The 15,142-nt window shown below is 67.9% G+C and carries 13 protein-coding genes and 1 riboswitch; of the genes, 4 read left to right on the plus strand and 9 right to left on the minus strand.

Going from position 1 to position 15,142, the window contains the following annotated elements:
- Nucleotides 1–40 precede the first annotated feature (40 nt).
- Entirely contained in the window at nt 41–709 is a 669-nt protein-coding gene (locus BP05_RS14650) for an HAD family hydrolase (protein WP_496364753.1), read from the plus strand.
- Between the two features lie 77 nt (nt 710–786).
- On the opposite strand, the gene gcvP is transcribed toward BP05_RS14650, so the two are convergent.
- Both gcvP and BP05_RS14660 read right to left on the minus strand, forming a co-directional pair.
- Nucleotides 787–3,681, minus strand: coding sequence for an aminomethyl-transferring glycine dehydrogenase (gene gcvP / locus BP05_RS14655; protein ID WP_496364755.1), 2,895 nt, complete (start codon nt 3,679–3,681; stop codon nt 787–789).
- A 52-nt stretch (nt 3,682–3,733) separates the two neighbouring features.
- Nucleotides 3,734–3,877, minus strand: a riboswitch (glycine riboswitch).
- Nucleotides 3,878–4,163: 286 nt separating this feature from the next.
- The gene (locus BP05_RS14660; RefSeq protein WP_496364757.1) at nt 4,164–5,528 is read right to left on the minus strand and encodes a sensor domain-containing diguanylate cyclase; all 1,365 of its coding nucleotides are present in this window, start codon (nt 5,526–5,528) and stop codon (nt 4,164–4,166) included.
- 322 nt (nt 5,529–5,850) lie between these two features.
- Here BP05_RS14660 and BP05_RS14665 point away from each other — a divergent pair, with 322 nt between their 5' ends.
- Nucleotides 5,851–6,273: a VOC family protein gene (locus BP05_RS14665; protein ID WP_496364759.1), complete on the plus strand. Its 423-nt coding sequence runs from the start codon at nt 5,851–5,853 to the stop codon at nt 6,271–6,273.
- Between the two features lie 108 nt (nt 6,274–6,381).
- Complete coding sequence (locus BP05_RS14670; RefSeq protein WP_496364761.1) at nt 6,382–7,632, plus strand: multidrug effflux MFS transporter; 1,251 nt, start codon at nt 6,382–6,384, stop codon at nt 7,630–7,632.
- Between the two features lie 15 nt (nt 7,633–7,647).
- Here BP05_RS14670 and BP05_RS14675 read toward each other — a convergent pair whose 3' ends face one another.
- Complete coding sequence (locus BP05_RS14675; protein WP_496364763.1) at nt 7,648–8,757, minus strand: aromatic ring-hydroxylating oxygenase subunit alpha; 1,110 nt, start codon at nt 8,755–8,757, stop codon at nt 7,648–7,650.
- A gap of 236 nt (nt 8,758–8,993) precedes the next feature.
- Between BP05_RS14675 and BP05_RS14680 the strand changes: the two genes are divergently transcribed.
- Nucleotides 8,994–9,695 (plus strand): glutathione binding-like protein, encoded by a 702-nt coding sequence (locus BP05_RS14680; RefSeq protein ID WP_496364765.1) that lies wholly within the window; start codon nt 8,994–8,996, stop codon nt 9,693–9,695.
- A 73-nt stretch (nt 9,696–9,768) separates the two neighbouring features.
- Here BP05_RS14680 and BP05_RS14685 read toward each other — a convergent pair whose 3' ends face one another.
- The 6 genes from BP05_RS14685 to BP05_RS14710 form a co-directional block, all read right to left on the minus strand.
- Nucleotides 9,769–11,757, minus strand: coding sequence for a M2 family metallopeptidase (locus BP05_RS14685; RefSeq protein ID WP_496364767.1), 1,989 nt, complete (start codon nt 11,755–11,757; stop codon nt 9,769–9,771).
- Nucleotides 11,758–11,867: 110 nt separating this feature from the next.
- On the minus strand, nt 11,868–12,350 hold the full coding sequence (locus BP05_RS14690; protein WP_496364769.1) for a hypothetical protein: 483 nt from the start codon (nt 12,348–12,350) through the stop codon (nt 11,868–11,870).
- Nucleotides 12,351–12,396: 46 nt separating this feature from the next.
- Nucleotides 12,397–12,660: a cell division topological specificity factor MinE gene (minE, locus tag BP05_RS14695; protein WP_496364771.1), complete on the minus strand. Its 264-nt coding sequence runs from the start codon at nt 12,658–12,660 to the stop codon at nt 12,397–12,399.
- Nucleotide 12,661: 1 nt separating this feature from the next.
- Nucleotides 12,662–13,471: a septum site-determining protein MinD gene (minD, locus tag BP05_RS14700; RefSeq protein WP_496364773.1), complete on the minus strand. Its 810-nt coding sequence runs from the start codon at nt 13,469–13,471 to the stop codon at nt 12,662–12,664.
- 142 nt (nt 13,472–13,613) lie between these two features.
- Nucleotides 13,614–14,393 carry a septum site-determining protein MinC gene (gene minC, locus BP05_RS14705; RefSeq protein ID WP_496364775.1) on the minus strand — a complete coding sequence of 260 codons (780 nt, stop codon included), beginning with the start codon at nt 14,391–14,393 and terminating at the stop codon, nt 13,614–13,616.
- Nucleotides 14,390–14,995, minus strand: a complete 606-nt coding sequence (locus tag BP05_RS14710) for a GNAT family N-acetyltransferase (protein ID WP_496364777.1) — start codon at nt 14,993–14,995, stop codon at nt 14,390–14,392. Before BP05_RS14710 ends, minC begins: the two co-directional genes overlap by 4 nt.
- Nucleotides 14,996–15,142 lie beyond the last annotated feature (147 nt).

The following is a 15,142-nucleotide window of genomic DNA, read 5'->3' on the forward strand; positions in this document are numbered from 1 at the left end:
ACATTGCGCGGAGCAACGCATGTAGCACCGGGTTCGATCGATGCCGCAACTCCACTTCACGCCCGCCGCAGTCCTGTTCGACATGGACGGACTGCTGATCGAGAGCGAACGCGCACTGCTGGCGTGCTGGCGGGACGCAACGCGGATGCTCGACCTGCCACGTCTCGACGATGCCCTGTGGTTCTCGTTCGTGGGCCTGTCCGATCGTGCCTGCCACGAGCTGCTGCGCGAGCGCCTGGAGGAAGCGCAGGTGCAGGCGCTGCTGCAGGAAGTGCGGGTCCGCTACGACGCGCAGGTGGAGGCCGGGCTGCCGCTGAAGGCCGGGGTGCTGGAGCTGCTCGCGCTGCTCGAATGCCATCGCATTCCACGCGCGGTCGCCACCTCGACCCGGCGCGAGCGCGCGCTGCAGAAGCTCACCCGCTGCGGACTATTGCCTCGCTTCGATGCGGTGGTGACCGGCAGCGACGTGGAGCACGCCAAGCCGGCGCCGGACATCTACCTGCTCGCGGCGCAGCGGCTGGGCGTGGCGCCGGCGCAGTGCGTGGTGCTGGAGGATTCGGTGCCGGGCGTGCGCGCCGCGCTGTCGGCGGGCATGGCGCCGATCCAGGTGCCGGACCTGGTCGCGCCCGACGTCGCGGCGCGGGCGCTCGGACATCGGATCGTGGATTCGCTGGTGCATGCGCGCGAGTTGATTGCCGCGGCGCTGTAGTTGCCGTCCGCTCCGCCGCACAGAAAAAAAGCCCCGCAATCGCGGGGCTCTTCTGCTGCCGGGCCTCGGGCCTCGGCTTACGCCTCGACTTCGTCCTTGTATGCATCCACAGGGATGCATGCACACATCACGTTCTTGTCGCCGTAGACGTTGTCGACGCGCGCGACCGGTGGCCAGTACTTCTGCTGCTTCAGCGAGGGCAGCGGGAAGGCGGCCAGCTCGCGCGGGTAGGCGTGCGTCCACTCGCTCGCCGACACGGCCGTCGCGGTATGCGGCGCGTTCTTGAGCGGGTTGTCCTCGCGGTCCAGCTTGCCTTCCTCGACGGCGCGGATCTCGTCGCGGATCTGGATCATCGCGTCGATGAAGCGGTCGAGTTCGTGCTGCGATTCGGACTCGGTCGGTTCCACCATCAACGTGCCGGCGACCGGGAAGCTCAGGGTCGGGGCGTGGAAGCCGAAGTCGATCAGGCGCTTGGCCACGTCCTCGGCCGACACGCCGGTGCTGTCCTTGAGCGGGCGCAGGTCGAGGATGCATTCGTGCGCGACCAGGCCATTGCGGCCGGTGTAGAGGGTCTCGTAATGCGCTTCCAGGCGCTTGGCGATGTAGTTGGCGTTGAGCAGCGCCACCTGCGTGGCCTTGCGCAGGCCTTCGGCGCCCATCATCACGATGTACATCCAGCTGATCGGCAGGATCGAGGCGGAGCCGAAGCTGGCCGCGCTGACCATGCCGACGTCGCCACTGCCAACGCCCTGCGTGCGCACGCCGTCGCTGCCCAGTGCACGCGGCAGGAACGGGGCGAGGTGCGACTTCACCGCGCACGGGCCGACGCCGGGGCCGCCGCCGCCGTGCGGAATGCAGAAGGTCTTGTGCAGGTTGAGGTGCGAGACGTCCGAGCCCCACTTGCCCGGCTTGGCCACGCCGACCAGGGCATTCATGTTGGCGCCGTCGGTGTACACCTGGCCGCCGTGCTTGTGGATGATCTCGCAAATCTCCACGACTTCCTCCTCGAACACGCCGTGCGTGGAGGGGTAGGTCATCATGATCGCGGCGAGGCGGTCGCTGTACTTCTCCGCGTTGCGGCGGATGTCCTCGACGTCGACGTTGCCGTTGGCGTCGGTCTTGGTGACGACCACGGTCATGCCGCACATCTGCGCCGAGGCCGGATTGGTGCCATGCGCGGAGTCGGGGATCAGGCAGATGTCGCGCTTGTCGTCGCCGCGCGAGCGGTGGTAGGCACGGATGGCGAGCAGGCCGGCGTATTCGCCCTGCGCGCCGGAGTTGGGCTGCAGGCTGACCGCGTCGTAGCCGGTGCACTCGACCAGCATCGCTTCGAGGCCCGCGATCAGTTCCTTGTAGCCCTGGGCCTGGTCGGCCGGGGCGAGCGGATGCAGGTTGCCGAATTCCGGCCACGTCACCGGGATCATTTCCGCGGTGGCGTTGAGCTTCATCGTGCACGAGCCCAGCGGGATCATGGTGCGATCCATCGCCAGGTCCTTGTCGGCGAGCGCGCGCATGTAGCGCAGCAGTTCGTGCTCGCTGTGGTGGGTGTTGAACACCGGGTGGGTGAGGAACGCCGAGGTGCGCTTGAGGCCGGCCGGGATCGCATCCGCGGTGGCGGCATCGAGCGCGTCGATGTCCGAGGCGTCGGCGCCGAACAGCGCCGCCAACGCGACGACGTCGGCGCGGGTGGTGGTCTCGTCCAGGCTGATGCCGACGCTGTTCGCATCGATCGCACGCAGGTTGATGCGCGCGGCCTTGGCCTTGGCGTGCACGGCCGCGGCGTCGATGCCGGTGACGTGCAGGGTGTCGAAGAAGTCCGGGCCGACGTTGACGCCGGCCTTGCCCAGCGCGGCGGCGAGGATCGCGGCGAGGCGATGGGTGCGGCGCGCGATGCGGACCAGGCCCTCGGGGCCGTGGTACACGGCGTACATCGAAGCCATCACCGCCAGCAGCACCTGCGCGGTGCAGATGTTGGAGGTGGCCTTCTCGCGGCGGATGTGCTGTTCGCGCGTCTGCAGGGTGAGGCGATAGGCCGGCTTGCCTTCGGCGTCGACCGACACGCCGATCAGGCGACCCGGCATCGAGCGCTTGTAGGCGTCGCGGCAAGCCATGAACGCGGCATGCGGGCCGCCGAAGCCGAACGGCACGCCAAAGCGCTGCGAGTTGCCCACCACGATGTCCGCGCCCCATTCGCCCGGCGCGGCGATCAGGGTCAGCGCGAGCAGGTCGGTGGCGACCGACACCAGGCCGCCGCGTGCGTGCACCGCATCGGCCAGCGCCTTGTAGTCGCCGACCTGGCCGAAGGTGTTGGGGTACTGCAGCATGACGCCGAACGCGTCGACGTTCATCGCGTCGGCGTCATTGCCGACCAGGACTTCGATGCCCAGCGGTTCGGCGCGGGTGCGGATGACTTCGAGCGACTGCGGGTGCACGCCGTTCGACACGAAGAACACGTTCGACTTCGACTTGCACGAGCGCTTGGCCAGCGTCATCGCCTCGGCGCAGGCGGTGGCCTCGTCGAGCAGCGAGGCGTTGGCGATCTCCATGCCGGTGAGGTCGGCGCACAGCGTCTGGAAGTTGATCAGCGCTTCCATGCGGCCCTGCGAGATCTCCGCCTGGTACGGCGTGTACGCCGTGTACCACGCCGGGTTCTCGAGGATGTTGCGCAGGATGACGTTCGGCGTGTGCGTGCCGTAGTAGCCCTGGCCGATGAAGGACTTGAATACCTGGTTCTTCGCCGCGATGGCGCGGATCTGGGCGATGGCTTCGACTTCACTGACCGGTGCGGGCAGTGCCAGCGGCGCGGCGGACTTGATCGAGCCGGGCACGATCGCATCGGTCAGCGCTTCCAGCGAGTCGTGGCCGACCACGCGCAGCATGTGCGCGATCTCGGCGTCGTTGGGTCCGATATGGCGCTCGAGGAAGGCGTCGTGGTGTTCGAGGGCGCGCAGCGAGGGCGTGGTCTGGCTCATGGGGCATCCGTAGTTGGCTTGATTGAAGCCGGGCGTGCGCAAGTCGCACGTGGAGTGCCCCTCTGTCCTTTTGCCTGAGAGTTTGGAAGCCCGCGGGAGGGGGAGGTCTCCCGAGCGATGCTTCTTGCCCCTTCGGCGCCGGTTCTCGCGATGCCTGTGGAAGGCGCTGCGAGCCGGTCTCTCCAGAGTTTTCGCAACACGGAAGTACGTGGGCCTGAGCGATTCCGGGCGGTTGCGCCTTCGGCAGCGGATGGTACGGGCCGGGCCCGGGTCCGCTTCTCCCACCGTGTGCGTGGAAGCGCAAATTATACCGGTTCGAGGCGGTCGGCCGACCGCGACTCCAGTACGTGAGCAGTTCCGGGCAGCGGCGGCGCGGGGCGGGCCGCGAGGCCGTTCAGGTTGCCGCACGCGCCGTGCGACGGGGATGCTCGCCACCGCGCGGCAGAGCGCGGTTCGGGTCGGCCAGGTCGCGTTCGAGGCCGTTACGTCGCGGTGGTCGCGATGCCGGACGGCTCGCCGGGCACGCCCAGGCTGTCGGCGGTGCACACGCGGTTGCGCCCGGCTGCCTTCGCGGCGTACAGGGCCTGGTCGGCCAGCTTGAGCACCGCCTCGATCCGGGTCGTGCCCTGCATGCAGGCCACGCCGACGCTGACCTTAGGCGCGATGTCGCTGCCCCAATCGCCGCCCAGGCGCATGGCATCGATGTGCGAACGCAGGCGTTCGGCGACGGCGACGGCGCCATCCCGCGTCGTGCTGGGCAGGACGACGCCGAATTCCTCGCCGCCGAGGCGGCCGAGGATGTCGCTGTCGCGCAACTCACGGCGGCACGCATCGGCGACCGCGCGCAGGACCTTGTCGCCGACGTCGTGGCCGTAGCTGTCGTTGATCGCCTTGAAGTGGTCGATGTCGAGCATCAGCACCGACAGGGGCTGGCTGTACCGGGTCGCGCGCGAGAATTCCTGCCGCGCGGTTTCCAGCAGGCTGCGGCGGTTGCGCACGCCGGTCAGCTCGTCGGTCGTGGCCTGGCGCGCGAGTTCCTCCTTGAGCCGGTAGAACTGGGTGAAGTCGGTGGCGATGCCGAGCAGCGAGACGATCTCGCCACGGCTGTCCCGCTGCGGGATCTGCACCACCCAGAAGTGGCGGATCTCGCCATGCGAGGAGGTCGAGATCTGCTCGCCCGACTGCTTCGCGCCGGTGGCGAACACGCGGTCGTCGAGCACGCGCCAGTTGGCGGCGACTTCCGGAGGCACCAGCTCCTCGTCGGCGCGCCCGATCAGTTCCTGCGGATCGCGCCCCACGACCATGGCCATCTTCGCGTTGGCGTAGGTGTAACGGCGGGCGCGATCCTTGGTGTAGATGCAGGCGTCCACGTTCTCCAGCAACGATTCGAGCAGTGCGTTCTTCTGCAGCAGCTCGGATTCGAGTTCCTTGAAGTGGGTGATGTCGGTGGACACGCCGGCCACGCCGGTAATGCGCCCGCGCGCGTCGCGGACGGGCGCCTTGATGCTGAAGTACGTGCGCGGCTCGTTGTCGATCAAGGCGATCTGTTCCTCGGATTCCAGGCGCAGGCCGTGTTCGATCACGCGACGGTCGTTGCGCCTGAGGTCCCCGGAGCGCGACATGTCCCAGAAGCGGGAGTCGTCGGCGCCAAGGACTTCGTTGGGAGCGACGCCATACAACGCCTGCGTGGCGCGGTTGGCGAAGGTGTACCTGCCCGCCAGGTCCTTGGCGTAGACGAAAGCCGACAGCTCGTCCATCGCGGTGCGCAGGATGCGAAGCTCCGTGATGAGGCGGCGGACGCGGCGTCGGGCCGGTACGCCGCGTGTTGGCGTCTGCTGGGGGGGCATGGGGGGCAAGGTAGCCGCCGGGATGTGGAGCTTCCATTAACCGTCCGCGGCGTTTCGTGACACGCGTGCCACTCGATCCGGGCATGGCTCCGGTTTTGGATTACTGGTCCGCCTGCTGGTCGTGGAAGCGGCCGTAAGCGCCATCGTGCTTGCCCGCCGCCTCGCGTGACCTGCGCGCGCCCGGCGAATCCGCGTGCCAGCGGCCATGTCGCGACGCCTGCGCTGCACGCATCGCAACGCAACGTGCGCCGCAGGTGCCTGTCCAGGACAGCGGATGCGCGTCGCTTGATATGCTGGCGCCCCCTCGCGCACGGATGGCCGCATGAGCACGCTCCCTTTCTCGCTGCGTCACATCGACCACGTGGTGCTGCGCGTGCGCGACGAGGCCGCGATGGTCGCCTTCTACTGCGACGTGCTCGGTTGCACGCTGGAGCGGCGCCAGGATGCGATCGGCCTGGTCCAGTTGCGCGCCGGGCAGTCGTTGATCGACCTCGTGCGCGTGGACGGCAAGCTCGGCGCCATGGGCGGTGCCGCGCCCGGCACCGAGGGCCGCAACATGGACCATCTGTGCCTGCGCGCGGAGCCGTTCGACCGCGATGCGATCGTCCGCCACCTGCAGGCGCATGGCGTCCGCATTGGCGACTTCGGGTCGCGTTACGGTGCCGAAGGCGAGGGGCCTTCGCAGTACCTGTTCGATTCGGAAGGCAACCTGGTGGAGTTGAAAGGCCCGCCGGCCCGCGATTGAGCCGCGCTACGAACGAGGCCGCGCAGGCGTCATCGGACACGCAATCCCCAGGCTGCGGTTCGAAGCCGCGGCTCCAAGCAACATCCAGCAAGACCAAGCTCGAAATCCATGACCACCTCTGCCTCCACCATCTCCATTCGCCGCTTCGCCCTGCTGCTGGGCGGCCTGGCAATGTTCGGCCCCTTCTCGATCGACACGATCTTCCCGGCGTTCCCGGCGATCGGCGCGCAGCTGGACGCGGACAAGCTCCAGATCCAGCAGACCATCAGCGCCTATCTCGTCGCCTACGCGCTGATGAGCCTGGTGCACGGACCGCTGTCGGACGCGATCGGGCGCAAGCGCGTGATCATCGGTGGACTCGTGGTGTTCACCTTCGCCTCGATCGGGTGTGCGCTGTCGCGCGACCTGACCACCCTGCTGGCGTTCCGCGCGCTGCAGGGCCTTTCGTCGGGCGTGGGCCTGATCGTGGGCCGCGCGGTGATCCGCGACGTGCTGCATGGCGAAGCCGCGCAGCGGCTGATGAGCCAGGTGTCGATGATCTTCGGCATCGCGCCGGCGATCGCCCCGATCATCGGCGGCTGGATCCTGGGCTGGAGCGCATGGCCGGTGATCTTCTGGTTCCTCGCGGCGTTCTCGGTGCTGCTGCTCGTGGTCACCTGGTGGGGACTGCCCGAGACGCACGCGAAGGAGGCGCGCCTGCCGCTGCGCGCGGGGCCGTTGCTGCGTGACTACGCCGCGATCTTCGCCAACCCGCGCTTCCAGCGGCTGGCCGCCGCGAGCGCGTTCAACTTCGCCGCGCTGTGGTTGTTCATTTCCTCGGCGCCGGCCTTCGTGGTCGACCACCTCGGCCTGGGCGAGAGCGAGTTCGGCTGGTTCTTCGTGCCGATGATCGCCGGCATGGTGACCGGATCGTTCGTGTCGGGCCGCTTCGCCGGCAAGGTCAGTGGCGAGAAGCTGGTGCGCATCGGCTTCATCGCCAGCGCGATCGCGATGCTGCTGAATTTCGCCTACACCCTGCTGGTCGAGAGGGCGACGGTGCCGTGGGCGGTGATCCCGATTTCGCTCAATGCCTTCGGCATCGCGCTGGTGTTTCCGATCGTGACGCTGGCCATCCTCGACATGTATCCGCGCCAGCGCGGGTCGGCCTCGTCGCTGCAGGCGTTCACCAGCCTCGTGCTCAACGCGCTGATCGCCGGCGTGCTCTCGCCGCTGATCAGCGCGCACGTGCCGTGGATGGTGGGCGTGGCCACGCTGTTCCTGTTGTTGGCGTTCGGCTTCTGGACCTGGGAGCGGCGAGTGTCCAAGCCGCTGCAGGCACCGTCCTGCGAAACCGAAACCGTGCCGGGCGAATCGCTCTAGCGTTTCGCCCCGGTCTCAGGCGCCGTCGTCGCTGCGGTAGACCTCTCGCAGCAACTCGTGGAAGTGGTGCACGGCGTTCTCGCGCAACGGGTTTAGGCGTCCCGGCACGTAGGAGCCAGACGCCATGCCGCGCTGCACGTCCTCGCAGATGCCGAGGTCCTCGAACTGCACTTCGTCGCTGAAGTTGAGGTCCGACAAGCGCCGCGCCGCGGCCTCGTCCGACTCGTCCATCGTGAAGTAGAAGTCGAACTCGACCCGGCAGCGGTCGACGCCCTTGGGCACGACGCGATTGGTCTGCAGGCGGCCGGGCAGGATGTTCAACATGGTGTTCGGCCACAGCCAGTAGTACAGCGCCTCGCTGTCGCCGCCGCCGTCCCCGTACGGGCCCGGCGTGCCGGTGCTGACCAGCGGGCTGAACTGCAGCGAATGCCAGCGCGCCGTTTCGGTGACGTAGTTGCGGTAGTCGAGCAGTTTGTTCAGCCCCGGGTGCACGTGCGGGACGTGGTAGCCCTCGAGGTAGTTGTCGATGTAGACCTTCCAGTTGCAGGCGACGTCGTAGCCGACGCGCTTGTGGTAGCCGTAGCGCTCCAGGTGCTGGTCCGGTCCGATGCGCGCATCGATGCCCGCGGTGAATTCGTCGAAAGCCGGTGCCCGCGTTTCGTCCACCGCCGCGAACACCAGGCCTTGCCACACGCGCAGCGCGAGTTGCGGCAGTTGGACCTGCGATACGTCGAAGTCGGGTGCGGTGCCCATTTCCGGCGCGGAGCGCAGCGTGCCTTCGAGCGTGTAGGTCCAGCCGTGGTAGCGGCAACGCAGGGAGCGCGCGGCCAGGCCGTCGCACTGCGCGAGCGGGCCGGCGCGGTGGCGGCACACGTTGTGGAACGCGCGGATCTGGCCGTCGGCGCCGCGCACGGCGATCACCGGCAGGCCGGCGAAATCGCCGACCACGTGGTCGCCGGCGTTCTGCAGCTGGCACACGTGCGCCAGCAACTGCCAGCCGCGATCGAAGATGAGGCGCCGGTCGATCGTCGCGATGGCTGGGTCCGCGTAGAAACGTGCCGGCAGGGCCGTGGCGTGGTCGAGCGGTTGCGGAGCGAGGTCGTGGGCGGCGTCGAGTCGGTTCATGCGCCGAGTATGGCTCCGCGCCCGCAGCCGCTGCCAGCGGCTGCGCGCCCGACTGGTTCCGGGAAAGTGCCCGAATCTGGCTCCCGCGCGGGCGTGCGCGCAAGGCAAGCTGACGGCGTCGCAAGAAGCGGATAGCGTGCCGGCACGTCCGCGCAACACAGTGAGCCGGGGAGGGCCCTTTGCATGGCGGCGCTGGGCCCTCACTCCGCGCGGGAACTCTCAACTCTGGAGCAACGATGATCGACCTGTACTACTGGGGCACGCCCAACGGCCTCAAGCTCAAGCTGTTCATGGAGGAAAGCGGCCTGCCGCACCGGATCGTCCCGGTGAACATCGGCAAGGGCGAGCAGTTCACGCCGGAATTCCTCGCCATCTCGCCCAACAACAAGATCCCGGCGCTGGTCGATCACGCGCCGGCCGATGGCGGCGCGCCGGTCACGCTGTTCGAGTCCGGCGCGATGCTGCTGTATCTCGCCGAGAAGACCCGCCGCTTCATCCCGTCCGATCCACGCGGCCGCGCCGACGTGCTGCAGTGGTTGTTCTGGCAGGTCGGTGGATTGGGGCCGATGGCCGGACAGAACGGGCACTTCGTCGTGTACGCACCCGAAAAGGTTCCGTACGCGATCGAGCGCTACGTCAAGGAGACCAACCGCCTGTACGGCGTGCTCGACCGGCGCCTGGCCGGCCGCGACTTCGTCGCCGGCGATGCCTATTCCATCGCCGACATGGCGATCTATCCGTGGATCGTGCCGTACGCGCCGCACGGCCAGGACCTGGATGACTTCCCCGACCTCAAGCGCTGGTTCGAAGCCATCAAGGCCCGTCCGGCCACGGTGCGCGCGTACCAGGGCGTGGCGCCTCCGTACGAGGGCCGCAGCACCATCTCCGAGGAGGAGCGCAGGATCCTTTTCGGGCAAACGGCGGCAGTCGCGCGGTAACTCGCCTTACAGGTGCCGTCCAAAACAAAAGGCCGGCATGTGCCGGCCTTTTGCTTGGTGGGACGCTCGCGGCTCAACCGGCCGCCGGCTTTTGCGCGGACGGTGCGGTGGCGGCCTTGGCCGCTTCCGCATTCCAGCCGCAGGTCTTGCCTTCGTTCTGCTGCTTCAACCAGGCCTGCAGCGGCGAGAAGTACTCGAGCACCGCGGAGGCGTCCATCTTCTCGCTGCCGGTCAGTTCCTTCAGCGTCTGCTGCCAGGGCTGGCTGGCGCCCTTGCTCAGCATCGCCTGGTACTTGGCGCCGGCGGCCTTGTTGCCGTAGAAGCTGCATTCGTGCAGCGGGCCCTTGTAGCCCGAGGCGTCGCACAACGCCTTGTAGAACTGGAACTGCAGCACGTGCGACAGGAAGTAGCGCGTGTACGGCGTGTTGCCCGGGACGTGGTACTTCGCGCCCGCATCGAAGTAGTCCTCGCCGCGCGCGGCCACCGGCGCGACGCCCTGGTACTTGGCCTTGAGGTCCCACCACGCCTGGTTGTAGTGGTCGGGCTTGATCGAGCCATCGAACACGCCCCAGCGCCAGCGGTCGATCATCAGGCCGAACGGCAGGAACGCCACCTTCGCCAGCGCCATGCGCATCTGCGCGTTGATCAGGCCTTCGTTGCTCGGCGTCTGCTGGCCGACCAGGCCGATCGATTGCAGGTAGGCCGGCGTCATCGACAGCACGATGGTGTCGCCGATGGCTTCGTGGAAGCCGTCGTGCGCGCCCTGCTGGAAGATCGGCGGCTTGTCGTTGTAGGCGAGGTAGTAGTAGACGTGGCCGAGCTCGTGGTAGATCGTGGTGAAGTCTTCCTCGTTCGGCTTGATGCACATCTTCGTGCGCACGTCGCCCTGCATGTTGATGTCCCATGCGCTGGCGTGGCAGACGACGTCGCGGTCGCGCGGCTTCACGAACTGGGTCTTGGTCCAGTAGCTCTCGGGCAGCTTGGGCATGCCGAGCGAGGCGTAGAAGTCCTGCGCGCGCTCGGTCATTTCCTTGGCTTCGGCCAGGTCGGCCTCGCGCGCTATGTCGCTGCGCTCGTCGTAGGTGGCTTCGTGGTCGAGGGCGCGCAGCAGCGCGCCTTCCTTTGCGTCGCGCGCGTCCTTGAGCGCCTTGGTGATGTCCAGGCTGCCGGCCTGGGCGTCGCTGTACGGCTGCAGGATCGGCCACAAATTGCCCCAGTCCTGCTGCCACATGTTGCCCATCAGGTGTGCGGGCAGCATGCCGCCCTGCACGTGGCCCTGCTCGCCGTACTTCTTCTCCAGCTGCGTGCGGGTGTAGCAGTGCAGCTGTTCGTACAGCGGCTTGACCTGCAGCCACAGGCGGTCGGTTTCGGCCGCGATCTGCGCCGGCGTCATGTCGTAGCCCGAACGCCACAGCTCGCCGGTGTCGGCGAAGCCCATGTCCTTGGCGCCGGTGTTCACCAGCTCGACGAAGCGCGTGTAGTCCTTGCGCATGGGCTGGGCGATGGTGTGCCAACCCTGCCAGGCGTCGAGTTGTTCCTCGTAGCTGGCGGCGGGGTCACGCAACACGTCCTCGAGCTCGCCGAGTTGGCGGCACTTGCGCGCGCTGCCTTCGCCCTTGCAGTACTCGCCCGAACCGTACATGCCTTCCATGCGGGTGGCGATGCCGGTGAGTTCTTCCAGCTTCTTCGGGTCCTTCGGCGGCGGCATCGCCACCGACAGCTTGAGCAGCTTGATCGCGCGCGCGGTCTCGGGCGACATCTTCTGGCCCTCGAACTTGCGCGACTCGTCGATCCACTTGTTGAGCTGCGACAGGAAGCGCTCGTTCGCCTTCGCCGTGAGCATCTCGGTGTCGCCGTTGATGTAGGTCGACGACGTCCACTGGGCCGCGTTGAGCTCCGGGTAGATCTTGCGCATCTCTTCGTTGACGCGCGCGACGAACTGGTCGGCGGTCTCGCCCTCCGGCGCCTTCGCCGCTTCCACGGGGGCCTGTTCCTTCTTGCAGGCCGACAAGGTGAGGCCCGCGGCTACGGCGAGCGCGAGCAGGGCATGACGGTGGTTCACGGCGAATCCTCTGCGGGCGCCCGGGCCGGGCGCGAGAACCGCGAGGCTAGTGTGGGCAGGGCGGGGCCTGCAAGTGATGCCGGTCGCGACCCCACGATCGGCAAATGCCGTCAGCCGGCGGGGCGGGCCAGGCAGGCGTGCGGCGCATCGACAAGGCCGCGGGCGGCCAGCCAGCGCCAGGCGGCCTCGGCGTCATGTTCGAAGTAGGCGCGGGCCGAGCCCAGGCGGAAGGTGTAGCCCCACTCGTCCATGTCGGCGAGCACGCGATCGCGGCCAACACCGGGCAGTTCGTCGCCGAGCAGGGCCTGCAGCACGCACACCGCATCCTCTTCCTCCACCGAGTCGGTGGCGTCGGTGTGGACCTGGGAGCGGCGCTCGGGCGGCAGCACGATCAGGTGCGCCGCCTCATGCAGCAGCGAATGCACCGGCGTGTCGCGCCGGGCGTAGACGATGGAGCCGATCAGTCCAGCTTCGCATTCGCCCCAATAACTGCCGGGGATCGCCTCGCCGTCGGGCACGAGCTGGAATTGCAGCTCGTGGCGCGCAAGCAGCGAGACGACGTCCGGGATGGCGATGTCGGCGAGGGTAAGCATCTGCAACCGCGAAGTCCCCTGCGCGCCGGACGCAGGGGAGAGGGCATCAGGCTTGCGCCGGATGCTCCGGCAGGGCGACGGAGATGTCGAGCACCTTGTTGTCGCCTTCGCCGATCAGGTCGACCTTCACCGCTTCGTCGTCGACCTTCACGTACTTGCGGATCACTTCCAGCAGTTCGCGCTGCAGCATCGGCAGGTAGTCCGGACTGGTGCCGCGGCCGCTGCGCTCGTGCGCGACGATGATGCGCAGGCGGTCCTTGGCGATCGAGGCGGTGGGCTTCTTCGCGACGAGGAAATCGAACAGACCCATCTCAACCTCCGAACATCTTGCTGAAGAATCCCTTCTTCTCGACCTGGGTGAAGCGCATCGGACGATCCTCGCCGAGCAGGCGCGAAACCGCGTCGTCGTAGGCCTGGGCGGCATCGGACTCGGATTCGAGGATGACGGGCTCGCCCTTGTTCGAGGCGTTGAGCACGTCACCCGATTCCGGGATCACGCCGATGGTCTTCAGGCCGAGGATTTCCTCGACGTCGCCGACGCTGAGCATCTCGCCGGTTTCCACGCGCTTGGGGCTGTAGCGGGTGAGCAGCAGGAACTCCTTCACGCGCTCGCCGTTCTCGGCGCGCCGGGTCTTGGAAGACAGCAGGCCGAGGATGCGGTCGGAATCGCGTACCGAGGACACTTCCGGGTTCACCACCACGACGGCCTGGTCGGCGAAATACATCGCCAGGAACGCACCCTTCTCGATGCCGGCGGGCGAGTCGCACACGATGTAATCGAAGCCGTCGTCGGCCAGGTCCTTGAGCACCTTCTCCACGCCTTCCTTGGTGAGCGCTTCCTTGTCGCGGGTCTGCGAGGCGGCCAGCACGAACAGGTTGTCGAAGCGCTTGTCCTTGATCAGGGCCTGCTTGAGCGCGGCTTCGCCGCTGATGACGTTGACGAAGTCGTACACCACGCGACGTTCGCAACCCATGATCAGGTCGAGGTTGCGCAGGCCGACGTCGAAGTCGATGACGGCGACCTTGTGGCCGCGGCGGGCGAGTCCGCAGGCGACGCTGGCGCTGGTCGTGGTCTTGCCCACCCCGCCCTTGCCCGAGGTGACTACGATGATTTCTGCCAAGTTTTCTCTCCCAGTCCTGTTTTCGACGGCGGGCTCCTGCACGGAGGTGCCGCCGTTCTTCTTGTAATGCCGGGCTTCGAGGCCCGCGCTCTTGTGGTGACTATTTACAGCAAAAACGCCGGGCAGGCCCGGCGTCGGTGGATCAGTCTAGCTTGGCGATCTTCAGGTCCTCGCCCTCCAGCCAGATCTGCACGGCCTTGCCGCGCAGGTCCTTGGGGATGTCCTCGAGCACCTTGTAGTGGCCGGCGATGGCGACCAGCTCGGCGTGGAATTCGCGGCAGAAGATGCGCGCCTGGTTCCAGCCCTGCGCGCCGGCCAGGGCGCGGCCGCGCAGCGGGCCGTAGATGTGGATCGAGCCGTCGGCCATCACTTCGGCGCCGGCGCCAATGTTGGCCAGCACGCTGAGATCGCGGTTGGCGGCATAGACCTGCTGGCCCGAGCGCACCGGCGTGGAATGGATCAGTCCCGGCGCGGTGGGTGCCTGCTGGGCGGGCGCGGCCGGCGCGGGGTCGGGCTTCGCGGCGTCGGTGCGCCCGCGGGGTGCCGGCGGAGGTGCCGACGGCACCTCGGCGTCGCCATCGCGTTCGTAGGAAGCGCGGAACTTCGCCAGCAGCGGCAAGCCGAGTTGCTCGGACAGGCGCTCGATCTCGCTGGTGCCGTAGGCGAGGGCCACCGGCAGCACGCCGGCACCGCGCAGGCCGTCGATCAGCTGGCGCACGGTGTCGACGTCCGGCGCCTGCGTCAGGCCGCCGAAATCGAGTACCACCGCCGCGCGCGCGAACAGCTTGGGCGCGCGCTGCACGCGGCCGCGCATCTCTTCGACGAGACGCGGGACGTCGAGGTTGCGGATGCGCAGGTTGGCGATGCCTACCTGGCCGATCTTGAGATCGCCGGCCAGCTCGTAGTCGACCGCCACGCTCACGGGCAGGTTCCGGTCGCGCGCGGCGCGACGTGGGTAATGGGGGTGCGCGGCCGGGTCAGCCACGGCACGTTGGGCAGGGCGTCGCCGTAGTTTTCCTGCACCCACGGGTAGCTGCACAGCGGCTTCATCAGCATCGCCGCGCGCACGCCGGTTTCTTCCATCACGTGCTGGCCCACCTCGCGGAAGCCGAAGCTGCCATGGAACAGCAGCACCGGGTCGTTGGTGCCGTCCAGGAATACCTCGCACGCCATGTGCGGGTAGCGCAGTTCGGCGTAGCTCTGCGCGTCGGCGTAGAACGCCCGCCCGACGCCGCCGCCGCGACGGCGGCTGGCGACCACGATGCGGTCGATATAGAAGAATTCCGGATAGCGCTCGCAGAACCAGCGGAAATTGCTGCTGTCGTGCTGCGAACCCGAGCCCATGCCGATCAGGAAACCCACCAGCGTCCCGTCGCGCTCAGCGACACGGAAGTACTCGGCGTGGTCGAAGAATTGGCGCAGTCGGGTCGCGTCCAGCGGCAGGATGGCGGGTCCGGCGGCGTTGTTGAGAGCGAGGACGGAATCCAGCTCGTGCTCACGCACGTCGCGGACAACGATCGACATTTCGTCGTGACTCCATGGTTCTGTCCGGGGCGGCCCTTGTGCCACCGGATGGGGAATTATCGCATGGGCGGCAGCAGGCCGCGAACCGCACCGCCCTGCCGATCCCAACGCAGATCCCCGGAGATCCCGGCCGGTCACTGGGCCGTT

Source organism: Lysobacter oryzae DSM 21044 (assembly GCF_059568595.1).

Bases quoted from the DNA above. Each gene is read 5' to 3' on its own strand.
- BP05_RS14650 (WP_496364753.1), top strand. From the start codon at position 41: ATGCCGCAACTCCACTTCACGCCCGCCGCAGTCCTGTTCGACATGGAC.
- gcvP (WP_496364755.1), bottom strand. From the start codon at position 3,681: ATGAGCCAGACCACGCCCTCGCTGCGCGCCCTCGAACACCACGACGCC.
- BP05_RS14660 (WP_496364757.1), bottom strand. From the start codon at position 5,528: ATGCCCCCCCAGCAGACGCCAACACGCGGCGTACCGGCCCGACGCCGC.
- BP05_RS14665 (WP_496364759.1), top strand. From the start codon at position 5,851: ATGAGCACGCTCCCTTTCTCGCTGCGTCACATCGACCACGTGGTGCTG.
- BP05_RS14670 (WP_496364761.1), top strand. From the start codon at position 6,382: ATGACCACCTCTGCCTCCACCATCTCCATTCGCCGCTTCGCCCTGCTG.
- BP05_RS14675 (WP_496364763.1), bottom strand. From the start codon at position 8,757: ATGAACCGACTCGACGCCGCCCACGACCTCGCTCCGCAACCGCTCGAC.
- BP05_RS14680 (WP_496364765.1), top strand. From the start codon at position 8,994: ATGATCGACCTGTACTACTGGGGCACGCCCAACGGCCTCAAGCTCAAG.
- BP05_RS14690 (WP_496364769.1), bottom strand. From the start codon at position 12,350: ATGCTTACCCTCGCCGACATCGCCATCCCGGACGTCGTCTCGCTGCTT.
- minE (WP_496364771.1), bottom strand. From the start codon at position 12,660: ATGGGTCTGTTCGATTTCCTCGTCGCGAAGAAGCCCACCGCCTCGATC.
- BP05_RS14710 (WP_496364777.1), bottom strand. From the start codon at position 14,995: ATGTCGATCGTTGTCCGCGACGTGCGTGAGCACGAGCTGGATTCCGTC.